The sequence below is a fragment of the Ensifer sp. 1H6 genome, from assembly GCF_001976035.1.
Classification (GTDB): Bacteria; Pseudomonadota; Alphaproteobacteria; order Rhizobiales; family Rhizobiaceae; genus Ensifer; species Ensifer canadensis.
Genome location: NZ_MOAI01000005.1, coordinates 125,293 through 151,426, shown reverse-complemented (window position 1 = coordinate 151,426; position 26,134 = coordinate 125,293). Strand labels below are relative to the sequence as shown.

The 26,134-nt window shown below is 62.7% G+C and carries 22 protein-coding genes and 3 pseudogenes; 17 read left to right on the top strand and 8 right to left on the bottom strand.

The genetic code is table 11. The features are described from left to right. Positions 1 to 3 precede the first annotated feature (3 nt). Genes xdhB through uraH form a run of 3 tightly spaced genes read right to left on the bottom strand, consistent with a single transcriptional unit; the run spans position 4 to position 4,227 of the window. Positions 4 to 2,355: a xanthine dehydrogenase molybdopterin binding subunit gene (gene xdhB, locus BKP54_RS08025; protein WP_057211255.1), complete on the bottom strand. Its 2,352-nt coding sequence runs from the start codon at positions 2,353 to 2,355 to the stop codon at positions 4 to 6. A 12-nt stretch (positions 2,356 to 2,367) separates the two neighbouring features. Next, a complete protein-coding gene (gene xdhA, locus BKP54_RS08020) occupies positions 2,368 to 3,849 on the bottom strand; it encodes a xanthine dehydrogenase small subunit (protein ID WP_057211257.1) in 1,482 nt (493 codons plus the stop codon). A 6-nt stretch (positions 3,850 to 3,855) separates the two neighbouring features. Then, a complete protein-coding gene (gene uraH / locus BKP54_RS08015; protein WP_025428592.1) occupies positions 3,856 to 4,227 on the bottom strand; it encodes a hydroxyisourate hydrolase in 372 nt (123 codons plus the stop codon). A 170-nt stretch (positions 4,228 to 4,397) separates the two neighbouring features. On the opposite strand from uraH, the gene puuE reads away from it, so the two are divergent. Genes puuE through BKP54_RS08000 form a run of 3 tightly spaced genes read left to right on the top strand, consistent with a single transcriptional unit; the run spans position 4,398 to position 7,360 of the window. Continuing rightward, positions 4,398 to 5,813, top strand: coding sequence for an allantoinase PuuE (puuE, locus tag BKP54_RS08010; RefSeq protein WP_084814348.1), 1,416 nt, complete (start codon positions 4,398 to 4,400; stop codon positions 5,811 to 5,813). 9 nt (positions 5,814 to 5,822) lie between these two features. Next, positions 5,823 to 6,845, top strand: a complete 1,023-nt coding sequence (gene alc, locus BKP54_RS08005; RefSeq protein ID WP_084814347.1) for an allantoicase — start codon at positions 5,823 to 5,825, stop codon at positions 6,843 to 6,845. Positions 6,846 to 6,874: 29 nt separating this feature from the next. Further along, positions 6,875 to 7,360 (top strand): ureidoglycolate lyase, encoded by a 486-nt coding sequence (locus BKP54_RS08000; RefSeq protein WP_057211263.1) that lies wholly within the window; start codon positions 6,875 to 6,877, stop codon positions 7,358 to 7,360. Positions 7,361 to 7,431: 71 nt separating this feature from the next. Here BKP54_RS08000 and BKP54_RS07995 read toward each other — a convergent pair whose 3' ends face one another. Next, complete coding sequence (locus BKP54_RS07995; RefSeq protein ID WP_057211266.1) at positions 7,432 to 8,280, bottom strand: AraC family transcriptional regulator; 849 nt, start codon at positions 8,278 to 8,280, stop codon at positions 7,432 to 7,434. A gap of 112 nt (positions 8,281 to 8,392) precedes the next feature. Between BKP54_RS07995 and BKP54_RS07990 the strand changes: the two genes are divergently transcribed. Both BKP54_RS07990 and BKP54_RS07985 read left to right on the top strand, forming a co-directional pair. After that, positions 8,393 to 9,646 carry a cytochrome P450 gene (locus tag BKP54_RS07990; RefSeq protein WP_057211383.1) on the top strand — a complete coding sequence of 418 codons (1,254 nt, stop codon included), beginning with the start codon at positions 8,393 to 8,395 and terminating at the stop codon, positions 9,644 to 9,646. Between the two features lie 68 nt (positions 9,647 to 9,714). After that, entirely contained in the window at positions 9,715 to 10,035 is a 321-nt protein-coding gene (locus BKP54_RS07985; RefSeq protein ID WP_025428586.1) for a 2Fe-2S iron-sulfur cluster-binding protein, read from the top strand. A 131-nt stretch (positions 10,036 to 10,166) separates the two neighbouring features. On the opposite strand, the gene BKP54_RS07980 is transcribed toward BKP54_RS07985, so the two are convergent. After that, positions 10,167 to 11,459 (bottom strand): NCS2 family permease, encoded by a 1,293-nt coding sequence (locus tag BKP54_RS07980; RefSeq protein WP_025428585.1) that lies wholly within the window; start codon positions 11,457 to 11,459, stop codon positions 10,167 to 10,169. Positions 11,460 to 11,892: 433 nt separating this feature from the next. Between BKP54_RS07980 and BKP54_RS07975 the strand changes: the two genes are divergently transcribed. The 11 genes and pseudogenes from BKP54_RS07975 (at position 11,893) to BKP54_RS07930 (ending at position 20,988) form a co-directional block, all read left to right on the top strand. Next, complete coding sequence (locus BKP54_RS07975) at positions 11,893 to 12,090, top strand: heavy-metal-associated domain-containing protein (RefSeq protein ID WP_057211267.1); 198 nt, start codon at positions 11,893 to 11,895, stop codon at positions 12,088 to 12,090. 150 nt (positions 12,091 to 12,240) lie between these two features. Beyond that, entirely contained in the window at positions 12,241 to 12,756 is a 516-nt protein-coding gene (locus BKP54_RS07970) for a DUF4396 domain-containing protein (RefSeq protein WP_057211269.1), read from the top strand. A 195-nt stretch (positions 12,757 to 12,951) separates the two neighbouring features. Continuing rightward, positions 12,952 to 15,389 (top strand): annotated as a pseudogene (locus BKP54_RS07965) (heavy metal translocating P-type ATPase). A gap of 108 nt (positions 15,390 to 15,497) precedes the next feature. After that, a complete protein-coding gene (cueR, locus tag BKP54_RS07960; RefSeq protein ID WP_025428581.1) occupies positions 15,498 to 15,968 on the top strand; it encodes a Cu(I)-responsive transcriptional regulator in 471 nt (156 codons plus the stop codon). Positions 15,969 to 16,058: 90 nt separating this feature from the next. After that, complete coding sequence (locus tag BKP54_RS07955; protein ID WP_113567519.1) at positions 16,059 to 16,487, top strand: hypothetical protein; 429 nt, start codon at positions 16,059 to 16,061, stop codon at positions 16,485 to 16,487. 92 nt (positions 16,488 to 16,579) lie between these two features. Further along, positions 16,580 to 16,810: a hypothetical protein gene (locus BKP54_RS34960; RefSeq protein ID WP_063963374.1), complete on the top strand. Its 231-nt coding sequence runs from the start codon at positions 16,580 to 16,582 to the stop codon at positions 16,808 to 16,810. Further along, a pseudogene (locus BKP54_RS07950) lies at positions 16,807 to 18,256 on the top strand (TolC family protein). The gene BKP54_RS34960 and the pseudogene BKP54_RS07950 overlap by 4 nt, the downstream one beginning before the upstream one ends. A gap of 14 nt (positions 18,257 to 18,270) precedes the next feature. Continuing rightward, positions 18,271 to 19,620, top strand: a complete 1,350-nt coding sequence (locus tag BKP54_RS07945; RefSeq protein WP_057211386.1) for a copper oxidase — start codon at positions 18,271 to 18,273, stop codon at positions 19,618 to 19,620. Positions 19,621 to 19,658: 38 nt separating this feature from the next. After that, positions 19,659 to 20,143 (top strand): annotated as a pseudogene (locus tag BKP54_RS07940) (plastocyanin/azurin family copper-binding protein). A 26-nt stretch (positions 20,144 to 20,169) separates the two neighbouring features. After that, complete coding sequence (locus BKP54_RS07935; protein WP_057211277.1) at positions 20,170 to 20,442, top strand: copper-binding protein; 273 nt, start codon at positions 20,170 to 20,172, stop codon at positions 20,440 to 20,442. A gap of 120 nt (positions 20,443 to 20,562) precedes the next feature. Continuing rightward, complete coding sequence (locus BKP54_RS07930) at positions 20,563 to 20,988, top strand: DUF411 domain-containing protein (protein WP_225906303.1); 426 nt, start codon at positions 20,563 to 20,565, stop codon at positions 20,986 to 20,988. A 26-nt stretch (positions 20,989 to 21,014) separates the two neighbouring features. On the opposite strand, the gene BKP54_RS07925 is transcribed toward BKP54_RS07930, so the two are convergent. Further along, complete coding sequence (locus BKP54_RS07925; RefSeq protein WP_057211279.1) at positions 21,015 to 21,695, bottom strand: phosphoribosyltransferase; 681 nt, start codon at positions 21,693 to 21,695, stop codon at positions 21,015 to 21,017. A gap of 193 nt (positions 21,696 to 21,888) precedes the next feature. Between BKP54_RS07925 and BKP54_RS07920 the strand changes: the two genes are divergently transcribed. Continuing rightward, entirely contained in the window at positions 21,889 to 23,070 is a 1,182-nt protein-coding gene (locus BKP54_RS07920) for a M20 aminoacylase family protein (protein ID WP_057211281.1), read from the top strand. A gap of 358 nt (positions 23,071 to 23,428) precedes the next feature. Here the strand turns inward: BKP54_RS07920 and BKP54_RS07915 are convergent, their stop codons facing one another. Beyond that, the gene (locus BKP54_RS07915) at positions 23,429 to 25,210 is read right to left on the bottom strand and encodes an adenine deaminase (RefSeq protein ID WP_128090387.1); all 1,782 of its coding nucleotides are present in this window, start codon (positions 25,208 to 25,210) and stop codon (positions 23,429 to 23,431) included. After that, complete coding sequence (locus tag BKP54_RS07910) at positions 25,207 to 26,130, bottom strand: nucleoside hydrolase (RefSeq protein WP_057211283.1); 924 nt, start codon at positions 26,128 to 26,130, stop codon at positions 25,207 to 25,209. The genes BKP54_RS07915 and BKP54_RS07910 overlap by 4 nt, the downstream gene beginning before the upstream one ends. Between the last annotated feature and the right edge of the window lie 4 nt (positions 26,131 to 26,134).

Here is a 26,134-nt window from a genome sequence, read left to right as displayed (position 1 = left end):
CCATCAACCCTGTGCTACAGCCCCTTGCCTTGCGGCGGCTCGCAGCCGCTCGATCGCCATCAGCACCCGCTCCGGCGTCGCCGGTGCGTCGATGCGCGGGGGAATACGATACTCCGCAACGCTCGCCGCTGCCATCGACAACGCCTCCAGAACCGAAATGCCCAACATGAACGGCGGTTCCCCGACGGCCTTTGACCGCCGGATCGTTTCCTCCCGGTTGACCGACCATTCCGCCAGGCGAACGTTGAACACGCGCGGTCGATCGGAGGCAAGCGGGATCTTGTAGGTCGACGGCGCATGCGTGCGCAGCCGACCCTTGGCGTCCCACCACAGTTCCTCTGTCGTGAGCCAGCCCATGCCCTGAACAAACGCGCCTTCGACCTGACCCAGGTCCAGTGCCGGGTTCAGCGATCGGCCGACATCGTGAAGGATGTCGGTGCGATCGACCTGATATTCGCCGGTCAGCGTATCGACGCTGACTTCGGAGCAGGACGCGCCATAGGCATAATAGAAGAACGGACGGCCGCGGCCTTCCGAGCGGTTCCAGTGGATTTTCGGCGTCTTGTAGAAACCGGCGGCGGACAGCTGGATACGGGCGCCATAGGCAAGCTTGATGAACTCGCCAAAGGGCAAGCGTTCCGCGCCGATCCGCACTGTGTTCGGCTCGAAGGCGACATCGGCCTCGGCAACATTCCAGCGTTCGGCGGCAAAGCGCACCAGCCGCGCCTTGATCTGCTGCGCCGCATTGGCGGCCGCCATGCCGTTGAGATCCGAACCGGAGGACGCTGCTGTCGCCGACGTATTCGGCACCTTGCCCGTCGTCGTCGCCGTTACCTTGACGCGATCGAGATCAACCTGGAACTCGTCGGCCACCACCTGGGCAACCTTGGTGTAAAGCCCCTGCCCCATCTCGGTACCACCATGGTTGAGGTGGATCGACCCGTCGGTATAGACGTGCACCAGGGCGCCTGCCTGATTGTACTCGGTCTTGGTGAAGGAGATGCCGAACTTGACCGGGGTGAGCGCGATGCCGCGCTTGATGATGTGGTTTTCGCGGTTGAAGGCGATCACGGCCTCTCGACGCGCAGCGTAATCGGCCGACGTTTCGAGCTCCTCGATGATGCGCCCGATGATGTTGTCTTCGACCGTCTGGTGATAGGGCGTGAGATTGCGGCCCTCGCCGCCATAGAAGTTGAGCTTGCGGATCTCGAGCGGATCCTTGCCGACAGCATAGGCGACATCCTCGATCATGCGCTCGCCGCCGACCATGCCCTGCGGGCCGCCGAAGCCACGAAACGCAGTGTTCGAGACGGTGTTGGTCTTCAACGGCTTCGAACGAAGACGGACGTTCGGATAGAAGTAGCAGTTGTCGGCATGAAAGAGCGCGCGATCGGTCACGGGTCCAGAGAGATCGGCGGAAAAGCCGCAGCGCGCCACAAACACCGCATCGACCGCCTCGATCCGGCCCTCGTCATCGAAGCCGACCTTGTAGTCGACGTGGAAGTCGTGACGCTTGCCGGTTGCCGACATGTCGTCGTCGCGGTCAGGTCTGACCTTGACGGCGCAACGGTATTTCTTTGCGGCCAGGGCCGCCACGGCGGCGAAGATGTTGGCCTGCGTTTCCTTGCCGCCGAAGCCGCCACCCATGCGGCGCACATTGACAGTCACGGCGTTGGACGGCACGCCAAGCACGGTTGCCACCATGTGCTGGGTTTCGCTCGGATGCTGGGTCGACGAATAAACCAGGACCTCATCGTCCTCGCCGGGAATGGCAAAGGAAATCTGGCTTTCGAGATAGAAGTGGTCCTGACCGCCGATGCGCATCTCGCCTTCGACGATGTTCTTCGCCTTGGCAAAACCGGCTTCGATGTCGCCACGCTCCAGCTTCAGCGGATCGATGACCAGAGGATAGTTCGCGGCAGCAGCCTCAAGCACGTCGGTCACATGCGGCAGATCGCGGTATTCGACCTCGACCTTGACGGCTGCACGCCTCGCGGCTTCACGCGACGTGGCGATGACGGCGAACATCGGCTGGCCGTAGAACTCGACCTTGCCGGTTGCAAACACCGGATCGTCGTGCTTGTGGGCGGGGCTGATGTCGTTTTCACCCGGGATGTCGTCAGCTGTGAGGATACCGATGACGCCCTCGCTGGCGCTGACCGCGTCGAAATCGATCGACAGGATATCGGCATGGGCGCGCTGGGACAGACCGAGATAGCCGTGCAATGTGCCGGCCGGCTCCGGAATATCGTCGATATACTCGGCCGTTCCCGACACATGTTTGTGGCCGGACTCGTGCCGTTCGTTTTCGTGGACGCCACCGCGGATGCGGTCGATGGGCTGCATCACATTCATGGGTCTCACCTCCTAGACGGCTACGGCAATGTTGCGGTCGATCCGGATGTTTCCGGTCGCCTGCGTTTCAAGATAGAAGCGGCGCAACAGGTTCTTGGCCACCAGTTGGCGATACTCCGCCGAGGCGCGCCAGTCGGTAAGCGGCGTGAAGTCCTGATCGAAGGCGGAGATCGCCTGCTCGACCGTTGGCTCCTGCCAGGCCTTGCCCTTCAGCGCCGCCTCGACATGAACAGCCCGCTTCGGTGTTCCGGCCATGCCGCCAAAGGCGATCACCGCGTCAGCGACTTCACCGGCACCGTCGAATGTCAGGCGGAATGCGCCGCAGACGGCGGTGATGTCTTCATCCAGACGCTTGGTGATCTTGTAGACGGCAAAGCTGGTGTCAGCTTCGAGGAAAGGAATGTGAACCGCTTCGACGAATTCACCGGGCTCGCGATCCTGCTTGCCGTAGGCAATGAAGAAATCTTCGAGCGCCACGGTACGGCGGCGAGCGCCCTTGCGCAGCGTCACCGACGCGCCGAGCGCAATCAATGCCGGCGGCGTGTCGCCGATCGGCGATCCGTTGGCGATGTTGCCACCGACCGTACCCATGTTGCGGACCTGCTGTCCGCCGATCCGGTCCCAAAGCTCGCGCAATTGCGGGAAATGTTCGGTAATGACGGGATAGGCTTCGGCATAGCTGACACCAGCGCCAAGCGTCACACCCTTGTCGTCGACGGTGATGCGACGAAGTTCTTCCAGGTGCGTGAGATGCACGACCGGCGCGATATCGCGCATGAACTTGGTGACCCAGAGGCCGACGTCGGTCGAGCCGGCAACGATCGTCGCTTTCGGATTGGCTTCGAGCACATCGGCAAAATCATCGACGGAAGCCGGCAGCATGAACAGTTCCGCTCCCTCGCCGATCACCACGCGGCGGCCATCCTGAAGGGCTGCGAGTTCGCCGGCGATACGATCGCGTTCGGCAAACAATGGATCCTTCCCCAGATCGCCGATGGTCGAAATCGCCTCGGCCGCGCGAATGATCGCGGCATAGCCAGTACAGCGACACAGGTTGCCCTGCAGCGCCTTCTCGATTTCGGTGACCGACGGCTTGGCGTTTTCCATCCAAAGCCCGTAGAGCGACATCACGAAGCCAGGCGTGCAGAAGCCGCATTGCGACGCGTGCGTCTGGACCATCGCCTGCTGGACGGGATGGAGTGGACCACCCGGTGTTGCCAGCGAATCCACCGTCACCACGTGACAGCCGTCGAGCGAACCGACAAAGCGGATACAGGCATTGACGGATTCATACTTGAGCTGCCCGCCGAGCAGGCGGCCGACCAGCACCGTGCAGGCGCCGCAGTCTCCCTCGGCACAGCCTTCCTTGGTTCCGCGCAGGTTGCGATCGATGCGCAGGAAATCGAGCAATGTCTGCACCGCAGAAACGTCGGAAAGCTCGACAAGGCGGTGGTTCAGGAGAAAACGGATCGTGTTGCGTATCTGAATGGTCATTGCTGATCAGCTCCCGCGATAGGTCGAATAGCCGTAGGGCGACAAGAGCAGCGGCACATGATAGTGCGCCGCCTGATCGTCGATACCGAAACGGATCGGGATGACATCGAGAAACGGGTTGGCGCCGCGCGCAGCTTCGGACCCAAGATAGTCGCCGGCGTGGAAATGCAGCTCGTAGGTGCCGGCCTGCATCAGCGATCCGCTCAACAGCGGCTGATCGCAGCGTCCGTCATCATTCGTCCTGACCGAGCGCAGATGCGTCTGGCGCTCGCCCTCGATGCGATACAGCTCGATGCGCAGGTCCTTGGCCGGTTTGCCACTGGCCGTATCGAGTACATGGGTCGTCAGACGGCCGTCGTTTCCACCATGAGATTGCATGCGTCTTGCTCCTCCCGAAGTCATCTTTCCATTTCGCAGTATCCCGGTGAGCCAGTGCATTGAGAAGCGGGCGGATCATTCGAGACTTTCAAAATTTTTGGGGGGAATGACGGCGGAAAAATCCCGTTAGGAATCGAGGTGCAGAGACAAATGTCTGGAGGACTGCTTGCATGAGATACCCCCGCGATCTTCACGGCCATGGCCCGAACCCCACCATCGTCTGGCCCGACGAGGCGCGGATTGCCGTGCAATTCGTGATCAATTACGAGGAAGGCGGCGAGAACTGCGTGCTGCATGGCGACGCCGCATCAGAGGCTTTTCTCTCGGAAATCGTCGGTGCGCAGGCTTGGCCCGGACAGCGCCACTGGAATATGGAATCGATCTATGAATACGGCGCCCGCGCCGGCTTCTGGCGGCTTCATCGCATGTTCACGGAAAAGGGCGTGCCCGCGACAGTCTATGGCGTCGCAACAGCGCTGAAGCGTTCCCCGGCGCAGCTGGCCGCGATGCAAGACGCCGGCTGGGAGATCGCCTCGCACGGTCTGAAGTGGATCGAGCACAAGGAATTCAGCCCTGAGCGGGAGCGGACAGAGATCACAGAGGCGATCTGGCTGCACACGATCGTCACCGGCGAACCGCCGCGCGGCTGGTACACCGGTCGCTGTTCGGACAACACGCTCGATCTGGTGACCGAGACTGGCGGCTTCGACTACGTCTCGGACAGTTATGCCGACGATCTGCCCTACTGGCATGAACATGCGGGCCGCCACCAGCTGGTCATTCCCTACACGCTCGACACCAATGACATGCGCTTTGCAACGGCGCAGGGCTTCAACAGCGGTGACCAGTTCTTCAGCTATCTCAAAGACAGCTTCGACGTGCTCTATGCGGAAGGTGCGGCCGGCGCACCAAAGATGCTCAGCATCGGCCTGCACTGCCGCCTTGTCGGCAGGCCGGGTCGCGCCGCAGCGCTTGCGCGTTTCATCGACTACGTGAAGGGCCACGAAAAGGTCTGGTTAGCTCGTCGCGTCGATATCGCACGGCATTGGGCAAAGACCTATCCCTTCAAGGCCTGGGACGACCGTCCATCGCAGCTTTCCGAGGCTGATTTCGTCGCTCGCTTCGGTGGCGTTTTCGAACATTCCGATTGGATCGCCAGGCGCGCCTTTGCCAGCGAGCTATCGGCCGCCAACGACACGGCGATCGGGCTTGCTGCAGCGCTCACTGCAGTCTTCCGCGAGGCGAGGCCGGAAGAGCGTCTTGCCGTGCTCAACGCCCACCCGGATCTCGCCGGCAAGCTGGCGCAGGCAAAGCGGCTGACCGAAAGCTCGACCAGCGAGCAGGCTTCCGCCGGCCTTAACGCCCTGACCGATGCTGAACGCACGCGTTTCACCGAACTCAACAGCGCCTATGTCGAAAAATTCGGCTTTCCCTTCATCATCGCGGTCAGAGGCCGCAGCAAGGAGGACATCCTGGCGGCCTTCGAAACCCGGATCGAGAACGATCGCGACAGCGAGCTCGAGACGGCCTGCCGGCAGGTGGAAAGGATTGCTCTTCTCCGCCTCAAAGACATGCTGCCGAGCTGAGTGCAGGCGATGACGATCGACAGCGTCGGCCTGCCTGACTTCGCGCGCAAGGCGATCAATCTCGCCTCCGCCGGCCTCGGGGCAAGGCCGGTGTTTGCCACCGACGAGTTCTTCGCCCCGCTCGAACGGCTGTTGCAGGATTGTCCCGCTGTCTTTCATCCCGGCGTCTACGACGAACACGGCAAATGGATGGATGGCTGGGAAACGCGGCGTCGACGCGGTCCCGGCCACGACCATGCGATCGTCGCGCTTGCCGCCACCGGCCGGATCGCCGGCTTCGACGTCGATACGACGCATTTTACCGGCAACTACCCCTCCGCCTGCGCAATCGACGCCTGTCTGGCGCCTGATGGGCCGGATGAAGCAACCGCTTGGACCGAGCTCTTGGGCATGAGCCCGCTTGGTCCAAGCGCCCATCACTACTTCGCAGCCCTTGCAGATGGGACCTGGAGCCATATCAGGCTGCGGATCTATCCCGACGGTGGCGTTGCCCGGTTGCGGGTCTATGGCACGCCCGCCCTCGACCGGGATCGGATCGGCGACGACGTGGTCGATCTCGCATCCTCGCTGCTCGGCGGCCGGATCGTCGTCTTCTCCAACGGCCACTACGGCCATCAACGACTGCTGGCACCCGGGCGGGGGATCAACATGGGCGACGGCTGGGAGACGCGACGGCGGCGCGAACCCGGCAACGACTGGATCATCGTCAGGCTGGCCGCACGCACGTCGATCGAACGCATCATCGTCGATACCGCCCATTTCAAGGGCAACTATCCCGACGCCTGTTCGGTGCAGGCGGCCGACCACGGCGAGACGGACTGTACGGTCGATGCGGCGCTAACAGCATCTTCGCTCTATTGGCGGGACGTGCTCCCGCGCCAGAAACTGAGCGCCGACAGCATTCATGAGTACGGCCCTGACCTGATCGAAGAGGTCGGTTGCGCCACCCATGTTCGTCTCAACATCTACCCCGATGGCGGCGTCAGCCGGCTGCGTGTCTTCGGGCGCATTGCAAGGGCCGGCACCCCGTAAACGACCAACATAGGACGGAGGAGCGTCACATGAAGGAGATCGAGATAAAGCCGCTGACACGCGAGGCATTCGCGCCATTCGGCGACGTGATCGAGACTGAAAACGCCCACAGCTTTCCCATCAACGGTGGAAAATGCACCCGCTACCATGATCTCGCCAAGATCGAAACCGCCGGCGAAAAGGCCCGGCCGATGATCAGCCTCGTGCGCGGCGAGCCCTATCCGCTGCCGTTGAAGCTGACCATGGTCGAACGGCATCCGCTCGGCAGTCAGGCCTTCATTCCCCTGACCGACAATCCGTTCCTGGTTGTCGTTTCGGAGGAGACGGCTGAAGGTCCGAGCGAACCGATCGCCTTCCGGACCGCGCCCGGCCAGGGCGTCAATATCGCCCGCAATGTCTGGCACGGCATCCTGACGCCGTTGGAAGACGTCTCGGACTTTGCCGTGGTCGACCGCGGCGGCGAAGGCGTCAATCTCGAGGAGCATTTCTTCGAGCAACCATTCCTGCTGCGCTGACGGCGGGTTTGACACCAGAGGACGGACCCGCTCTACCGGAGTGGGTCCCGTCATCCTTTCGTTCACGAGCCCTAGTACCCACCGTCACGCCTGAATCTCGTCGGGGTGTAGCCGGTCAAACGGCGAAAATCGCGGGAGAAATGATAGGGATCGGGATAGCCGCAGTGCGCCGCGACTGCCGAAACCTTCGCCTCCGGCTCGACCAGCAGACGTTTTGCCTGGTTGATGCGCTCATGGCGCAGCCAGTCCATCGGCGTCGTACCGATGGTGTCCTTGAATCTCCGAAACAGTTGCGATGGGCTGAGATGCGCGAGGACCGCAAGCTCATCGATCGTCCAGGCTTTGGCAAGGTCTTTTCGGACTGCGGCAAGCACACTGGTTATGCGATCGCGTGAGGCAGAATCGTCGGGTGCGGCAGCACCCACCAATCGCGGCGCACTCAGGTTGGCGATCAGGCCGGCAATCGCCGCACTGACCAGCGCATCCGTTGCCGACGAGCGATCGTCGAGATAGCCGATGACGGCCTGGAACGCGACGCGGGCCGCCTCGCGATCCGACGGCTCGAACAACGGCGACTGCTGCACATTGAGGAAGGCATAGACCTCGTCCAACCCATGTCCCTCGACACCCATCCAGAGATATCGCCATTCACGGGCGTCGGGCGCGCAGCGATGTTCATAGGCCTGCGACGTGTCGAGCCAGACCGACAGGCCCTCCTCGGCGACGAACCGCTGCCCGCGCACTTCTATCAGCCCCTGCCCCGAGGTGGTGTGAACGAGCACGTGCTGATGGAAGCGCTTGCGTATCGGCGACTCCTCCGGCAACGCCACCCGCGCGCCGGCAACCAGCGCCTTGTAGGGGAACGCGCCTGCAAAACGTGCCGGTGTGTGAAAATAGATCTCTTCGCGCTCAGCCAACATGCGCGACACTCTGCATGGCGATGCGAGTTTTGTCCATTATCTCGCGAGATTGCTGCATTTCCCAGTACTGCCTGATGACGCTATCATGCAGTTTTTGCAGGGAGTGCGGCAAATGGCAGAGACCTTATCGACGGAGAGCCAGGTGGAGGTCGCGTTTACTCCCTTGTCCCCCGATTTCGCGCGCGATCCCTATCCGACCTACAAGGCGCTGCGCGACAAGGACGGTCTGCACTATTACGAGGACTTCGACATCTGGCTGGCCTCGCGCTTCGAGGATGTCTCGGCAATCGTCATGGACAAGCGTATGGTTCGCTCGCTCGAGGACATCGCGACATCAGAGGAAATCGCCAGGATCCAGCGCGCCGGCAACTGGCACGACATGCCGCACCACTCCCGCTTTGTGCAGTTTAGCCTGCTCGACAGCGATGGCGCCGTACACGACCGGCTGCGCAGACAGGTCTTCAAACTGTTCACGCCGGCGATGATTGCCAAGCTACGCGATCAGATCCAGGCCTATGTCGACAGGCTGATCGACAGCCTCGCCGATCGCGGCCAGATCGATTTCGTCGATGATCTCGCCGCCCACGTGCCCGGTCACATCATCGGCCGACTGCTCGGCGTTCCGGACGAAGACTGTCCCCAGTTGCGCATCTGGTCGGAGAACATCGTCCAGTTTTTCGACGTCGACCGGTCGGATGAACGCAAGCGCATCGCCGAGACCAACACCACCGAATTCTACGAATACCTGACGGTTCTGAAACACGAGCGCGAGCGAAACCCCAAGGACGACCTCATCTCGGTCCTGATCGAGGCCGAACGTGCCGGCGCGATGAATTCAGACGAGTTCATCTCGACCTGCATGCTGATCCTGATGGCCGGCCATGGATCGACCATCGACGTGCTTGGAAGCGGCATGCATGCGCTGCTGCGGTTTCCCGAACAGATGGCGCGGCTGCGAAAGGACCCTGCATTGATCCAGACGGCCGTGCAGGAGATGTTCCGCTACGAGTCACCGCTGCCGTTCTTCCATCGCCACTGCATCGAGGACGTGGAAATCGGCGGGCGGACTTTCGCGCGCGGCACGAAGTTCGGAGTGCTTTACGGCGCTGCCAACCGCGATCCCAAGCAGTTCGAAAACGCCAATGCGTTCGACATCGGTCGCACCCCCAACAGGCATCTGGCCTTTGGCGGTGGCGTGCATTTCTGTCTCGGCAACCATCTCGCCCGGCTCGACATGGACATCATCTTCAGCACCTTGTTGCGGCGCTTCCCGACGATCGAGCTTGTCGACGAAGAGCCCGAATACAAGCGAGGCCTTTCGGTGCGCGGCCCCAAGCGGCTGCAGATCGCCATCAAGCCGGCCTGAACGCCAACAGATGCGCCCTCCAGCGCGAAGCAATTCGAACGATTTCAGATTTGAGTGGAGACCATGCAATGCCCAGGATTGTCTTTGTGGATGCCGAGGGGAAATCGACCGAGGTTGAGGCCGAAATCGGCCAGTCGGTGATGTCGGCAGCCGTGCAGAACGGCATCGATGCCATCGCCGCCGAATGCGGCGGTTCCTGCGCTTGCGGCACTTGCCACTGCTATATCGACGGGACATGGGCCGGCCGGCTGCCATCGCCCGACTATCAGGAGCAGGATATGCTGGATTGCGTCGTCAATCCGGACGAAAGAAGCCGGCTCAGCTGTCAGATCACTGTTTCCGACGCGCTTGACGGCCTCGTGGTGCATCTGCCGGCCGGGCAATACTGATCGAGGAGCGCTCGCGCCACCAACCACCGCCAAACGCAAAAAGACCGGAGCCGCAGGAAACGCCTGCAGTCCGGCCAGCTTCGCGGGGGAAGTTATGTGAGGCCGGGGCGTTGTCTGCCCCGGCCTTTTTCCTATTCGGCGAAGAAGGCGAAGCGCACGATGAAGAGCGCTGCGACCAGCTGCGTTGCCGGATGGATGACGCTCCACTTGCCGGTGAACACTTTGAGCACGACATAGCTCACGAAGCCGAAGGCAAGGCCGTTGGCGATCGAGTAGGTGAAGGGCATGGCCAGTGCCGTGAGTGCGGCAGGCGCCGCTTCCGTCAGGTCGTCCCAGTCAACTTCCGTCAGTTCGCGCATCATCAGGCCGGCAACATAGAGCAGAGCCGGTGCCGTCGCATAGGACGGAACGGCCGCTGCCAGCGGCGAGAAGAACAGGGCGGCAAGGAAGAGCACGCTGACGGTCAGCGCCGTCAGGCCCGTGCGACCGCCTGCCTGGACGCCGGAGGCGCTTTCGACATAGGCGGTGGTGCTGCTGGTGCCGATCAGCGAGCCGGCAACGATGGCGGTGCTGTCGGCCAGAAGCGCCCGGCCGAGGCGGCTTGGCTTTCCTTCTTCCACCAGCTTGGCGCGCTTGGCCACACCGATCAGCGTACCCGTGGCATCGAAGACTTCGACGAGCACGAAGACGAGGATCACGTGGAGCAAGCCGCCATGGAGCGCGCCCATGATATCGAGCTGCATGAAGGTGGGCGCGATGCTCGGCGGCGCGGAAACAATGCCCTTGAACTCACTCACCCCCAGTAGCATCGACAGAATGGTGACGACGAGGATGCCGATCAGGATCGAGCCGCGGACCTTGAGCGAATCGAGCACTGCAATGACGAAGAAGCCAAGGATCGCCAGCAGCGGTCCGGTCTGCTTCAGGTCGCCGAGACCGACCAGCGTCGCCGGATTGTCGACGACGATGCCGGCATTCTTCAGCGCGATGATGCCGAGGAAAAGACCGATACCGGTCGCAATCGCGCTTCTGAGCGAATGCGGGATACCGGCGATCAACCAGCTTCTGACCCCTGTTACCGTCAGGATCAGGAAGATCATGCCCGAGATGAACACGGCACCCAGCGCCTGCTGCCAGGTAAAGCCGAGGGCTGCGACGACGGTAAACGCAAAGAAGGCGTTGAGGCCCATGCCTGGCGCCATGCCGATCGGCCAGTTGGCGACGAGCGCCATGACGGCCGAGCCGAGCGCCGCGGCAATACAGGTCGCGACGAAGACGGCATCCCTATCCATGCCCGTGGACGACAGAATGTCGGGGTTGACGAAGATGATGTAGGACATCGTCAGGAATGTCGTGACGCCGGCGATCACCTCAGTGCGCACGGACGTCCCATGCTCGTTTAACTTGAATAGTCGTTCAAACATATTTCCTCCCTTGGCGGCGTCGCGACGACGCAGCCGAACGACAGAGATCGGGCCACAGTCTCCTCCAGTACCCGACCAGTGCATTTCGATCATCCCCGAATTATCCGGTGCGATCGCATCACGGACCATTTCCGGTCCGTGCCGGGCGGGCGATCGTCCGCCCCCTTGAGACGACGCGAATGCCCTTGTGCACAGCCTTCGGATTGTGCGTCGTCCGGCGGCCGACTGCTAGCCGTCTATTCCAGGGTTCGACAAGGAAAGACTTTCAAATTTTTCGGAGCAGTTGCGGCCGATTGGCAGGCCGATTCCTGGCACTTTCGCCACCGGGTTCGGCGGCCGAAGCACGCCGAATAAATATAGTGGAATGGCCTCTTGACCTTCCAACGGTGGGAAACCTCATGTTTGTCTCACATCGAAAAGAAGGAGACAAGCGATGCAGAATTACAAGATCGACAACATGACCTGCGGACATTGCGCCGGCGTCGTGCAAAAGGCGATCCTGAGCGTTGATCCGCAGGCAACCGTCAAGATCGATCTCGGCGCGCGCGAAATCAGCGTCGACACCGCCGCCGCATCCGGCCCGATTGCCGACGCGCTGAAGACGGCAGGCTATGAGGGCCGCCAGCTCTAAATCAAGATCGCAACGGTGCCTCCAGTCACCGGTTGGCGCGCCTCGGCTCCCAAAGCCGGGGCGTTTGTCGTTTGACGCCGCCGCACGCCTTGACCCTACAACGGTGGGAAGCTCTAGCTTGCCGGCTCCCCATCTTCACGGAGACCGAGCATGCAACACGACGAACACGACGGGCACCGACATGATCACCGCAGCGTGACCGCCAGTCCCTCGAAACCCGAAAGCATGTCACTCAACTGTCTCGCGCTCTCTGCCACGGTGCATTGCCTGACAGGATGCGCCATCGGCGAGGTGCTCGGCATGGTCATCGGCTCGGCGCTTGGTTGGGGCAATGTCCAGACCATTGCACTCGCCGTCTTCCTTGCCTTTGTCTTCGGCTACGGCCTGACCATGTTTCCGCTGCTGAAGGCAGGCATGCCGTTCGCGGTGGTCCTGAAGCTGGCGCTTGCCGCCGACACGGCGTCCATCGTCATCATGGAAATCGTCGACAACGCCCTGATGCTGTTCATCCCCGGAGCGATGGATGCAGGCGTAACGTCTCTCCTCTTCTGGGCGAGCCTTGCGGTCGCGCTCCTTGTTGCCGGGGCCGCCGCGTTTCCCGTCAATCGCTGGCTGATTGCACGTGGCAAGGGTCACGCCGTCGTGCATTCGCATCACCAGCACTGAGCATTTGAATGCGATGCCTTGCTGCATGAAGAAATGTTTCAAACCGCCCTTGACCTTCCCATCGTTGGAAGCCCCATCTTCCGATAAAAGAAAAGGAAAAGGAGCACGATCATGGGATCCGTGACCACCATCGAAACGAAGAGCGCCGTAGCAATCGCCGGCAACGCCCTGACGGCCAGCATACCGGTCGAGGGAATGACCTGTGCCTCGTGCGTCGCGCGCGTCGAGAAGGCCATCCGAGCAGTCCCAGGGGTGACATCCGCCTCTGTCAACCTTGCCACGGAACGGGCCGATGTCAGGTTCGATGGATCGACCAAGACCGCCGACATCGTCAAGGCAATCGAAAACAGCGGCTATGGCGCCGCTGAGGAATCGATCGAGCTGGCAATCGAAGGTATGACCTGCGCCTCCTGTGTCGCCCGTATCGAAAAGGCATTGAAAGCGGTGCCCGGCGTCGCTGACGCCAGCGTCAACCTGGCGACCGAGCGCGCCTCGGTGCGCCTCACCAAGGGCATTGCAACAGTCGCCAGTCTCGAAGAGGCCGTGCGCGCCGCCGGTTATGACGCCAAGCGCATCACCGGCGATGCGAACACCGATGAGGAGGCCGAAAAGCGCGAGCGCGAAAGCCGGCGTCTCAGCCGCGCGTTGCTGGTTGCCGCAGCCTTGACGCTGCCGATCTTCGTCCTGGAAATGGGCTCGCACTTCATCCCGGCCGTGCACGACTTCGTCATGATCAATATCGGCATGCAGGAGAGCTGGTATCTGCAGTTCGTGTTGACGACGCTCGTGCTCTTCGGCCCGGGCTTGCGCTTCTACCAGAAGGGCATACCGGCCCTGTTGCGTCTCGCGCCCGACATGAATTCGCTCGTCGCCATCGGCACGGCCGCCGCCTGGGGCTATTCGGTCGTTGCCACCTTCGCATCTGGGCTTTTGCCCGAGGGCACGGCCAACGTCTATTATGAAGCCGCGGCCGTCATCGTGACGCTGATCCTGCTCGGTCGGGTGCTTGAAGCCCGCGCCAAGGGCCGCACCTCGGAAGCGATCAAGCACCTGATGGGCCTGCAGGCAAAGACGGCGCGCGTCGTTCGCGATGGGGAAACGATCGAGATTCCGCTCGCCGACGTGCATGCCGGCGACACCGTGCTGGTGCGCCCCGGCGACCGCGTGCCAGTCGACGGTACCGTTGTCGATGGCAATTCCTACGTCGACGAATCGATGATCACCGGCGAGCCGGTTCCCGTCGAGAAGATCGCCGGCGCGACGTCGTCGGCGGCACCATCAACAAAACAGGCTCCTTCACCTTCCGCGCCACCAAGGTCGGTGCCGACACTGTGCTTGCCCAGATCATTCGCATGGTCGAACAGGCCCAGGGCGCCAAGCTGCCGATCCAGTCGCTGGTCGACAAGGTGACGGCCTGGTTCGTTCCGGCCGTCATCGCCATGGCAGTCCTTACTTTCGCGATCTGGCTCGTCTTCGGCCCGGATCCCGCGCTGACCTTCGCGCTCGTCAACGCCGTCGCGGTGCTGATCATCGCCTGCCCCTGCGCGATGGGCCTAGCGACCCCGACCTCGATCATGGTCGGCACCGGTCGTGCCGCCGAGATGGGTGTGCTGTTCCGCAAGGGAGAGGCGTTGCAGACACTGCGCAATGCCGAGATCATTGCCGTCGATAAGACGGGCACGCTCACCAAGGGTCGCCCGGAACTGACCGATCTCGACACGTCAGCCGGTTTTGAGCGCAGCGAGGTGCTTGCACTCGTCGCCGCCGTCGAAACCCGATCGGAACACCCGATCGCCGAGGCAATCGTCGAAGCGGCGAAGTCCGAAGGCATCGCCATTCCGACCGCCGCGAACTTCGAGGCTGTTCCCGGATTCGGCGCGAGCGCCACGGTGAATGGGCGGAGCATCCATGTCGGCGCCGATCGGCTGATGACCCGGCTGAAGCTCGACGTCTCGGTGTTTGCCGACCAGGCAGCCCGCCTCGGGTCGGAAGGCAAGAGCCCGCTCTATGCAGCAATCGACGGCAAGCTTGCCGCCATCATCGCCGTTGCCGACCCGATCAAGGAAACGACGCCGCAGGCGATCCGCATGTTGCACGATCTCGGTCTCAAGGTGGCGATGATTACCGGCGACAACCGCCGGACGGCCGAAGCGATCGCCGCCAAGCTCGGGATCGACGAAGTGATCGCCGAGGTGCTGCCCGACGGCAAGATTGCTGCTCTGAAGCGCCTGAAGGCAGACGGTCGCGCCGTCGCCTTCGTCGGCGACGGTATCAACGATGCGCCTGCTCTTGCCGAAGCCGATGTCGGACTTGCGATCGGTACCGGCACCGATGTCGCGATCGAAAGCGCCGATGTTGTGCTGATGTCCGGCGATCTCCTGGGCGTGCCCAACGCGATCGCGCTGTCGAAGGCAACGATCCGCAACATCAAAGAAAACCTGTTCTGGGCCTTTGCCTATAACGCGGTCCTGATCCCGGTTGCAGCGGGCGCGCTTTATCCGCCCTATGGCCTGTTGCTGTCGCCGATCTTCGCCGCCGGTGCCATGGCGCTTTCCAGCGTCTTCGTGCTCGGAAACGCGCTTCGGCTGAGGGGTTTTCGCGGCGTCGTCGCGCAAACGCCAGCGGCGCGATAACATCAAAGCCTCTCCCCGGCGGGACACGCCCGCATGGCGTCCGCCGGGGAGAGTTCCTATATTCGAGATGAATGCCCGCGCTCTGCGCGCCTCTTGAAAGGTGAAGCCATGAACATCGGCGAAGTCGCACGCGCCTCCGGCGTCTCGACGAAGATGATCCGCTATTACGAAACGATCGGCCTCATTCCTCCGGCCGATCGCAGCGAGGCCGGCTATCGCAACTACGGCGACAACGACGTCCACACCCTGCGCTTCATCCGCCGCTCCCGCGATCTCGGTTTCACCGTCGAGCAGATGACCGACCTCTTGACACTCTGGCGCGATCGTTCGCGCGCCAGCAGTGAGGTGAAGAAGATCGCGCTCGAACACGTCGATATCCTCGAGCGCAAGGCGGAGGAGTTGAAGGCTATGAGCCGGACGCTCAAGCATCTGGCCGCCAACTGCCACGGCGACGGACGACCGGATTGCCCGATCCTCGACGATCTCGCCGACATGGCCAACGAACCGGGCAAGGCCCTCGAGCCCGCGCGCTTCGGCCCGGCCGGCATCGACCCGGTCCGCAATCGCCGACAGGCCTGAAGACCGAAACTGACCGAGGCTCACGCATTCGTGAGCCTCGGTCCCGCCGGTAGCATTGACAGGAATCGACAGCGTTTCTACGGATTGATGATGGAAAAGGTACGAACTGCATATCAGCGTCTGCTGACGATGCTCAAGCTGGTGACGATGCTGTCGCTGGCTGTGCTGCCCTTTTCCAGCGCCGCCGGCATGACCCATGTCGCATCACACACAGCCATGCAGATGCACGCGGCGATGCAAAAGCACGCGGCGATGCAGACAGATGCCTCGGTCGATATCAGTGCCTCAGCGCTGAACGAGCATTGCCCAAGTGCCGAAAGCGGCAAGGCAAAACCCATCGGCGATAGCAGCAAGGCCGACAAGAAGGATTGCTGCAAGACCTTCTGTGCGTCCGTTGCCGTTCTTGCCGACGCCGGTGAAGCCCGCTTCGGTCTTCCACGCTCCGCTTTAAGCTTCGGCCTGCAGTCGCAACTCAGCCCAGGCGAGCCCGCTGGTCTGCATCGCCCTCCAAGAGCCTGATTTCGTGAACAGCTGACCGCACGCGCGGTCTTGGCCTGCCCGGCTTTGCCGGTCGGACGCCGATATCCATCATTCACATTTCAGGTTGAACCATGAAACGTCTGTTTCCCATGGCGCTCCTGCCCATCCTTTTGGGCGGATGCGCCACCACGATGCCTGCCGAGGTCACAAGCCTCGCCGATCCCTCGCAAAGTTCCACTGGCGCCGGCGGTCAGGCTTACCGAAGCCCTGTTGCCGGCTATGTCCACCGTGAGCCTGTCGGTCCAAAACGCTGGGTGCCGCTCAACGACGCCCAGTCTCCCGCCAAGGGAGGCGCATCATGAGCAGGCAAAGGTTCAAGCTCGCCGCGATCATCGGCTTGCCGCTGGCGCTTGCCGGCTGCACCACAACCGCAGAATATTCGGCAAAGGACGCCGGCTTTACCGCGGTCGAGGCCAAGGTCAGCGCAGGCACTGCGAAGAGAAGCGTCTGGATCCAGAACCGCGAGCAGGCCGCAAAGGCTGAAGCACAGGTGAAAGCCCTGCTGGCACGCAAATCGGTCGATGCCGACACCGCCGTGCAGATCGCGCTTCTCAACAACAGGGGCCTGCAGGCCGCCTATGCGGATCTGGGCGATGCGTCGGCGGATGCCTGGCAGGCAACGATGCTCCTCAACCCGACTGTTTCGATCGGTACCACCGGGATCGGGGCGCCGGAGCTTCAAGCCTATCGCGCCATTGAGGGGCTGATCACCACCAATATCCTGGCGCTAATGACGCGGGAGAAGACCATCGCCGTTGCCGACACCCGCTTTCGCCAGGCGCAACTTGCGGCGGCCCTTCGAACGCTTGCGCTTGCGGCAGAAACCCGGCGCGCATGGGTCGAGACGGTTTCGGCCTGGGAAACGGTCGGGCAGCTCAACCGGGCGCAGGCCGCAGCCGACGCATCCTCCGAACTCGCCGCCAAGCTGGGCGAAACCGGTTCTATGGGCAAGGGTGACCAGGCACGCGAGCACGTCTTCAATGCCGAACTCGCCGGCCAGGTGGCGCAAGCCCGGCTTGCGGCACGACTTGCCAAGGAAAGCCTCACCCGGAAAATGGGTCTCTGGGGAGCGGACGCCGACTACCAGGTCCCGAACCGACTGCGACCTGCCGAAGACCCTCGCCCACCGGAACAGCATCGAGGGCGAAGCGCTCAAGCGCCGTGTCGACCTGCAGATGGCCCGCCTCGAGCTTGAGGCCGTGGCAAAGTCCTATCGGTTGACCGACGCGACACGCTTCGTCAGCGAACTCACGCTCGTCGCAGGGGCAGAAGCCGAGCGCGAACGCGAAGACGGGGACACCAAGGTCGAGACCACCGGCCAGGGTGAGTTGGAGTTCTCCATCCCGATCTTCGACACCGGCCAGGCGCGCTTGCGCAAGGCGGAACTGGCGCATATGCGCGCTGCCAACCTGCTTGCCGAGAAGGCCGTCAACGTCCGCTCGGAAGCTCGCTCGGCCTATCAGGCCTATCGATCGCGCTACGATATCGCCAGACATTATCGCAACAACGTCGTGCCCTTGCGCAGCAAGATCGAGGAAGAGGCCACCCTCAGCTACAACGGCATGATCACCAGCACCTTCGAAATGCTCGCCGACACGCGCGCCAAGGTGGACTCGGTGATCCTCTCCATCAACGCCAAACGCGATTTCTGGCTGGCGGACGCCGATCTGATGACGGCCATCCATGGCGGCGGGGAAGAAGGCACTGCGGTCGAAACCGCCGCTCCTGCCGCAGCGGATGCGGATTGAAAGGAACGATGACCATGTTCAACAGACGACAAATCCTCGGTGCCGGCGCGGCACTCGTTTCTACCACCGCCTGGGCGCAAACCTCGACATCCGGCCTGCCGGAGGCGGCAGGCATGGACAACGCCGCCACCCAGAAGCCGCTCGTGCCGACGAGCGGGCCGGACTACAACCCGGTCGTTACGCTCAACGGCTGGACGCTGCCGCACCGGATGAACAACGGCGTCAAGGAATTCCATCTCGTCGCCGAACCGGTGGAACGCGAGATGGCCGACGGCATGACCGCCTATCTCTGGGGCTATAACGGCCAGTCTCCCGGGCCGACGATCGAGGCGGTCGAAGGCGACCGGGTGCGCATCTTCGTCACCAACAAGCTGCCGGAGCACACGACGATCCATTGGCACGGCATGATCCTGCCTTCGGGGATGGATGGCGTCGGTGGACTGTCTCAGCCGCATATCCCTGCGGGCAAGACGTTCGTCTACGAGTTCGATCTCGTGAAGTCCGGAACCTTCATGTACCACCCGCACGCCGACGAGATGGTGCAGATGGCCATGGGCATGATGGGCTTCTTCGTCATTCACCCGAAGGATCCGGCCTTCATGCGGGTCGACCGCGACTTCGTCTTCCTACTCAACGCCTATGACATCGACCCCGGCACCTATGTTCCGCGCATCATGGAGATGACGGACTTCAACATGTGGTGCTGGAACAGCCGCATCTTCCCGGACATCGATCCGTTGGTTGTTGCCAAGAACGACCGGGTGCGGGTGCGCGTCGGCAACCTGACGATGACCAACCATCCGATCCACATGCACGGCTACGATTTCGAAGTGACCTGCACCGATGGCGGCTGGGTTCGCCCGGAAGCTCGGTGGCCGGAGGTCTCGATCGACATCCCCGTCGGCGCCATGCGCGCCTACGAGTTCGACGCCAAGTACGAAGGCGATTGGGCGATCCATTGCCACAAATCGCACCACACGATGAATGCGATGGGCCACGACATCCCGACCTTCATCGGCGCCGACAAGACCCAGGTCGCGGCCAAGATCCGCAAGATCAAGCCCGACTACATGCCCATGGGCACGGCCGGGATGGCCGACATGGGCGAAATGGAAATGCCGCTTCCCGACAACACCATCCCGATGATGACGGGCTGGGGCCCGCACGGCGCGTTGGAGATGGGCGGCATGTTCTCGGTGGTGAAGGTGCGCGAAGGCATCTCCGCCGGCGATTACAGCGACCCCGGCTGGTACGAAAACCCGCCGGGAACGCAGGCCTGGGAATGGACCGGCGCGTTGCCGGAAACCAACCGGGCAACCGATGCCAAGACAATGATCACGCCGCCGCCCGCAAAAAAGGGCTGACCGCAATGACCTCTTCCAAAACAACCAAGGAAACAAAGATGAAGACGACACTTTTCGCGCTGGCGTTCCTCGCCGCTTCCTCGCTCGCCTCGCCGATGCTGGCCAGCGGCTCTCACGCCGGCGGTCATGATGTCATGTCGGTCGGCAAACCGGGCGACGCCAAGAAGGCGACCCAGACCGTACGCGTGACGATGAAGGAAACCGACGACGGCAAGATGATCTTCACGCCGGCAAGCATCAAGTCCGCCAGGGGCAGACCGTGCGCTTCGCCATCAAGAATGTCGGCGAACTCGAACATGAGTTCGTGCTCGACGACAAGGCGCAGATTCAGGAGCACAAGGCCGCGATGGAGAAGTTTCCGGACATGGAACACGCTGATCCGAACGCCATCCGGCTCGAGCCCGGCAAATCCGGCGAGATCGTCTGGACCTTCACCAACAACGGCACGTTCCAGTTCGCCTGCCTGGTCCCCGGCCACTACGACGCCGGCATGCATGGGCCGCTCGAAGTCGTGAAGAAATAACTGTAACCCACTGAAAGGATGACACTATGAAAACGCTCCTCACATTGTTTGCCGCTCTCGCCATCGCCGCTTCCGCGCAGGCTGCGGAATTCACCAAGGGGACGGTCAAGAAGCTCGACGCCTCGGCCAAGAAGGTGACCATCGCCCATGAAGATCTCAAGAACCTCGACATGCCTGCGATGACCATGGTGTTCCGGGTCAAGGATGATGCGATACTAGCCAAGCTCAAGGAAGGCACTGCGATCGAATTCGTCGCCGACCGGGTCGATGGCAAGCTCACTGTGACCGAGATCAAGTAATCCAATGTCCAAGGCCCGGTATAACGACAATTCCGGGCCTTGGACGACGAGGCCGAACTGAAAAGAAAGGAGCGTCCGATGATGGACCTCAACCGCAGACATTTCATCGCCGGTGCGATCATGGGCATGACGATGCTCACGGCCGGTGTGGCGATCGCAGCAGGCCCGATGACGATCTACAAGGATCCGCAATGCGGCTGCTGCGAACAATGGGCGGAAGCCATGGAGGCAGCAGGCTTCAAGGTCGATATCCGCGACGAAGCCGACATGACGCCGATCAAGTCCCGGCTCGGCGTGCCGGCCGACATGGAGGGGTGCCACACCGCCGTCATCGACGGTTATGTCGTAGAAGGGCATGTGCCGCTTGAGGCAGTACAGAAGCTTGTGTCCGAAAAGCCGGACATTGCTGGCATTGCCGTGCCCGGCATGCCCGCAGGTTCGCTTGGCATGGGCAACGATCCGCAGGCGTCCTACGACGTCTACACCATCGCCAAGACCGCCGGCACTGCTGCGACCGTCTATTACGAGGTCCGGCCGGCGCAATAGCGCGGGCACTTTATCGGCGATAAGGCTCAGGCGGCGCGCCAGGCGCCGTCTTCCCCTCGGGCCAGCAACGGCGTGCGGAACACACCGACCACGCACTCCGGCCAACGCGGCGCAAGATCGGCCAGAGGCTGTCGCCAACGCTCGGTCTGCAGCATGGCTGCACCGATTGCGATCGGCTCGACGCCGCAAGTCTCCATCAGCGTCAAGCCGGCAACGATCGACGTGCCGCTGGAGATGACGTCGTCGACGAGCACAACGCGCTTGCCCTCAAGCAGCGGCAGCATGCGCGGATCGACGTAGAGCCGTTTCTTCTGGTCGGGCGTGGTGATCGACGACAGCGGCACAGAGAGATCGTCGACATACCAGAATTTGCGCGACGTTCCGAGCGGCACGTAACGGGCATGGCCGAGCTTGCGGGCGACGGCAGCTGCGAGGGTCAGCCCCAGCGTCGGCAGACCGGCGATGACATCCGGTTTTAACGGCGCGAGCCTGGTGGCCAGTTCCGTTGCCAGCGCTTCTTCGACCGCAAAACTCGCCTGGTTGATGATCAGCGAGGCCAGCGCGTGTTTGCCATCGGAGAGCTGCCGGATCGGCAACAGGATCTGGCGACCGTCTTCGAGAGTTGCCGGGAAGAAATCCCGATAACCGCTTCCAGTATCGAAACTTTTCGGCGGGAACACATCCTGCCAGAATTCATGCGGCTGCATCGGTACTGTCCTCTTCTGCGCCACCAAGGCTTCGAACGAAAGGCAATGAAAACGCCGGCGCACTGTTCTGGTTCCGGCGGTTTTCGTCTATACCGTTTACCACTTCGATCAAACCGAAAGGGCGCCCCGGCAGACGCAAATCTGGGGAATTCGACGGCCCTTCTCCGACAGACATGCAAGGAACTGCCAGACAATGCGCGTGCCAGATGGGATCACCAACGATCTGCCCTTCCTCACCGAATTCCGTCGTGATCTCCACGCCCATCCGGAGCTTGGCTTCGAGGAGGTTCGCACAAGCGATCTGGTCGCGAAACTGCTTGAAGAAGCCGGGCTTAAAATCCACCGGGGCCTTGGAAAAACCGGTGTCGTCGGCACGCTGCAGATCGGCAACGGCACCCGCTCCATCGGCCTTCGCGCCGATATGGATGCCCTCGCCATGCCGGAGTTGGCCGAGCGGCCATACAAATCGAAGGAAGCCGGCAAGATGCATGCCTGCGGCCATGACGGCCACACCGCCATGCTGCTTGGCGCCGCCCGCCATCTCGCCAGGACGCGCAATTTTTCCGGCACGGTGCATTTCATCTTCCAGCCGGCCGAAGAAGGTCGTGGCGGTGCCAAGCGCATGGTCGAGGATGGCCTCTTCCGGCTCTTCCCCTGCGACGCGGTTTACGGCCTGCACAACATGCCCGGCCTTCACCCCGACGAGATGGCCGTCGTCGCCGGACCGCAGCTCGCCTCGTCCGACAGCTGGCGGTTGACTTTCCGCGGCGTCGGCACCCACGGCGCCAAGCCGCATCTCGGCCGCGACCCGGTGACGGCAGCCGGCACGTTCCTCGCCTCACTGCAATCGATCGTCGGCCGCGTCGTCGATCCGCTACAGCCGGCCGTCGTCAGCGCCTGCTCCGTTCGCGCCGGCGACCCGAAGGCGCTCAACGTCATTCCCGATACGGTCGAGATCGGCGGCACGGCGCGCGCCTACACGCCTCCTGTTCGCGATCAGCTCGAGGAAGAGATCGGCCGGCTGGCGCGCGGTACGGCCGAGATGTATGGCATCAAGGTCGACTACGCGTTCGAGCGTCGCATTCCGCCCGTGGTCAATGACGCCGGCGCCAGCGAACGCGCCCTTTCGGCAGCCCGTGCCGTCTTCGGCGAAAAGACCCGCACGCAGTTTCCGCCATCGACCGCCGGCGACGACTTCGCCTTCTTTGGTCTCGAAGCTCCCGGCTGCTACGTCTGGCTCGGCAACGGACCCGCCGTCGACGGCGCACTGCACCACAACACGGCCTATGACTTCAACGACGACGCGATTGGTCCGGGCACCACCTTCTGGACGACATTGGTGGAACAGGAACTGAGTGCTTCGGCCGGCCTCTGAACATGTAACGCCGTCGCTCAGAATGTCCGCTGCTCCGAAACGTCGCGCCCCTTCGGTAGAGGCCGGTGGTTGCCGAAGGGATCAGCGGGGCGTCAATCGACGCCTGAGCATGATGACAAAGCTTGAGAATGCCTGGTTGACGAAAGGCTCGCTCAGTTCTGCCTCATTCCTGCCCCGTGCCGGAGCGAGCTGACGTCCGTCAGGTCAAAAGACCGTTCAGCCCAAGGACTTGGGCTGGCCAGATTCCTGTGACAGGCACAGGAATGAAGGAGAATTTGGCTAACGCCGAGCCTTCCTTACTCCTCGTACTGACGTTGTCAGCAGTCTGAGGGCGACAATCGTCGCCGTGCTTGATGCCTCAGAGGACTTCGAGCACCGGATTTTCGAGAAGCTTTCCGGTTAGCACATCGGCGATGCCGCGATCGGTCTGGTGCGGCCCTGCATTGCAGGCAAGCGTTGCCCCGAAGCAGGCCTTGAAGACGAGGTAAGGCGGCTGCCAATCGACGATCCGCCCGACAGCATCGCGCAGGGCGGCAAAGCCGGCAGACACATCGGCCAACGGTGCATCGGAGACGAGGCCGCAGAGCGGCAACGGCAGGACCGCGTCGATCTTGCCCGCCGATGCGACAGCCATGCCGCCACCGGCGGCGATGACGGCATTGGCCGCCTCCATGATGTCGCGGGCATTGCCGCCGAAGACTGTCAGGTTGTGGCTGTCGTGTGAAACGGTGGTCGCGAATGCACCGCGCCACTCTCCCCAACCGGTAAGCAGGCCGACGCGCGGCTTGCTGTCGGCGCGGCCGTGGCGATGAGCGACGGCGATCAACGTTGCGCCTTGCGGCGGAACGACGAAGCCATTCTCGACCGCGGCCAGAACCTCGCCCCACTGCGTGAAGCGCGGGCGATCGACCGTAGCGACCCTCACCTTTGAACCGGTCGACGCAATGGCGAAATCGGTCTCGCTCAATGGCTCGATTTTCATGGTGCCGGCAAGCGCTTCTACATTGGTCCTCGGCAGGGCATCGATCATCCGTCCGGCAACGGCGACCTGTTTGCCGCCGGCGATCACGGCACGGGCCTCGAGATCGGTAAGATCCTCGAAGATCACGATATCGGCGCGCCGTCCGGGGGCGATGAGGCCGAGGTCGGCACGGCCGAGGCGGGTCGCGGCGTTCAGCGTCGCGGCGCGAAGCGCCCATTCGGGCCTTAGGCCATAGCGCACGAGCCGCCGCACGACGTCGTCGAGCCCACCCGAGCGATCGAGATCATCAGGAAAGACATCGTCAGTGCAAAGCGTCACGGTTTGCGGCAGATGGCCGAGTGTATTCAGCGCCTCGACGAACTCGGGCAATAGGTGATCGTGCGAGCCGCGCAGTTCGATCGAGAGCCCGGCGCGAAGCTTGGCCATCAGGTCGTCCGAAGAAACCAGTTCGTGGTCCGAGCTGACGCCCGCGGTCACGAATGCCTGCAGGTCCGCACCGGCAAGGCCGCGCGCGTGGCCGTTGACCGGCTTGCCCGCGGCAAGCCCTGCCTGGACGATTGCGTGCATGCGCGGATCGCCATCGATAACGCCGCGCATGTTCATCATCTCGGCGATGCCGCCGATCTCGGGCCAGGAAAGCATCGTGGCGATGGCATCGGCATCGAAGTCGGCGCCCGCCAATTCCAGGCCAGGCGCTGATGGCACGCTGGAAGGCGCCAGCAGAACGCAGCGCAACGGCAGGTCCACGATGGCGTCTGCAGCCCAGCGAACGCCGGCCATGCCGCAGACATTGCCGAATTCGTGCGGGTCCCAGACTACGGTCGTGACGCCGCGCGGCAGCACCGCATTGGCATAGGTTGCGGGCGTGACCATCGAGCTTTCGACATGCATGTGCGTGTCGATCAGGCCCGGCAACAGGAAGGCGCCGGAGGCATCGACCATCGAGGCGGCGTCGCTGCGGCTACCGGGGGCATGCACGCTGGCGATCAGCAGACCGACAAGGCCCACATCGGCAGCGCGCCTTTCACCGGTGACCATGTCGACGACGACGCCGCCGGTGATGAGCATATCGAATGCGTCCGCACCCCGTGCCGCGGCAACCGCGCGCGTGCGCAGCGCCGGATCCATCAGGTCCATCGGTTCCTGCAGACGCGTCACTTGGCGGCTTCCTTCATCAGGGCGCCGAGGATTTGCGCGCGCGCCGTTTCCGCATGCACGTCAGTCGCATACTCGGCATTGAAGGCTGCGTGGCTTTCACGCATCTCGACCACGGTGCGCCCACGCGTCAGCGAGCCTGCAAGCTCCGCATCGATGCGCGCCTTGCGGAAGGAAATCGCCCCCGGATTGACGAATGCAACCGCAGCGGTCGGATCGTAGATCGCCATGCCCGGCCGGCCGCGGCTGGTACCAATGGACACATAGCCGGACAGCAGATCGGCGATCAGCGTGGCATTGACACCGCCCGTGGCACGAATGGGTGCAATATCATCGGGATAGGCGAAGACCTTGCGGCAAAGGTCGAGGTCGACCATGCGCAGCGGCAATTCGTGCGCCAGCACGATCGCCAGTGCTTCCGGGTCGGCGAAAGCGTTGAACTCGGCGGAGGCCGTATGGTTGCCGCTGGTCACGCCACCGCCCATCCAGGTCAGGTCGGTGATCTTCGCGGCCAGATCCGGGCGGGCAAGGCAGAGCGCGGCAAGGTTGGTCAGCGGCCCGAGCGCCAGGATACGACGCGGTCCCTCGGCTTCCTCCAACCAGCGGCAGAGCGCGGCGAAGGCGTCGCTCGTCGGCAGCGGCGGGGCCGCCGGAAGCGTCAGGCCGACGGTCGGCATGCCGGTTTGCCCGAGGATCCGCTCCGCGGTTTCGAGCTTGCCGAGCACCGGCAAGGCGCGGCCCTCATGGATGGGAAACGACCAGCCGAATGCCATCGCCGCACTCGCTGCATTGCGCTTGACCTGCTCGAGCGGCGTGTTGCCGAACACGAGCGAGATGCCGTCAATCGTCTCATTGGCATGGAGAACGACGAGCACCGCAGCGATGTCGTCGAAACCCATATCCGTATCGATCCAGATGCCCATTACT

Bases quoted from the DNA above. Each gene is read 5' to 3' on its own strand.
- xdhB (WP_057211255.1), bottom strand. From the start codon at position 2,355: ATGAATGTGATGCAGCCCATCGACCGCATCCGCGGTGGCGTCCACGAA.
- xdhA (WP_057211257.1), bottom strand. From the start codon at position 3,849: ATGACCATTCAGATACGCAACACGATCCGTTTTCTCCTGAACCACCGC.
- uraH (WP_025428592.1), bottom strand. From the start codon at position 4,227: ATGCAATCTCATGGTGGAAACGACGGCCGTCTGACGACCCATGTACTC.
- puuE (WP_084814348.1), top strand. From the start codon at position 4,398: ATGAGATACCCCCGCGATCTTCACGGCCATGGCCCGAACCCCACCATC.
- alc (WP_084814347.1), top strand. From the start codon at position 5,823: ATGACGATCGACAGCGTCGGCCTGCCTGACTTCGCGCGCAAGGCGATC.
- BKP54_RS08000 (WP_057211263.1), top strand. From the start codon at position 6,875: ATGAAGGAGATCGAGATAAAGCCGCTGACACGCGAGGCATTCGCGCCA.
- BKP54_RS07995 (WP_057211266.1), bottom strand. From the start codon at position 8,280: ATGTTGGCTGAGCGCGAAGAGATCTATTTTCACACACCGGCACGTTTT.
- BKP54_RS07990 (WP_057211383.1), top strand. From the start codon at position 8,393: ATGGCAGAGACCTTATCGACGGAGAGCCAGGTGGAGGTCGCGTTTACT.
- BKP54_RS07985 (WP_025428586.1), top strand. From the start codon at position 9,715: ATGCCCAGGATTGTCTTTGTGGATGCCGAGGGGAAATCGACCGAGGTT.
- BKP54_RS07980 (WP_025428585.1), bottom strand. From the start codon at position 11,459: ATGTTTGAACGACTATTCAAGTTAAACGAGCATGGGACGTCCGTGCGC.
- BKP54_RS07975 (WP_057211267.1), top strand. From the start codon at position 11,893: ATGCAGAATTACAAGATCGACAACATGACCTGCGGACATTGCGCCGGC.
- BKP54_RS07970 (WP_057211269.1), top strand. From the start codon at position 12,241: ATGCAACACGACGAACACGACGGGCACCGACATGATCACCGCAGCGTG.
- cueR (WP_025428581.1), top strand. From the start codon at position 15,498: ATGAACATCGGCGAAGTCGCACGCGCCTCCGGCGTCTCGACGAAGATG.
- BKP54_RS07955 (WP_113567519.1), top strand. From the start codon at position 16,059: ATGGAAAAGGTACGAACTGCATATCAGCGTCTGCTGACGATGCTCAAG.
- BKP54_RS34960 (WP_063963374.1), top strand. From the start codon at position 16,580: ATGAAACGTCTGTTTCCCATGGCGCTCCTGCCCATCCTTTTGGGCGGA.
- BKP54_RS07945 (WP_057211386.1), top strand. From the start codon at position 18,271: ATGTTCAACAGACGACAAATCCTCGGTGCCGGCGCGGCACTCGTTTCT.
- BKP54_RS07935 (WP_057211277.1), top strand. From the start codon at position 20,170: ATGAAAACGCTCCTCACATTGTTTGCCGCTCTCGCCATCGCCGCTTCC.
- BKP54_RS07930 (WP_225906303.1), top strand. From the start codon at position 20,563: ATGGGCATGACGATGCTCACGGCCGGTGTGGCGATCGCAGCAGGCCCG.
- BKP54_RS07925 (WP_057211279.1), bottom strand. From the start codon at position 21,695: ATGCAGCCGCATGAATTCTGGCAGGATGTGTTCCCGCCGAAAAGTTTC.
- BKP54_RS07920 (WP_057211281.1), top strand. From the start codon at position 21,889: ATGCGCGTGCCAGATGGGATCACCAACGATCTGCCCTTCCTCACCGAA.
- BKP54_RS07910 (WP_057211283.1), bottom strand. From the start codon at position 26,130: ATGGGCATCTGGATCGATACGGATATGGGTTTCGACGACATCGCTGCG.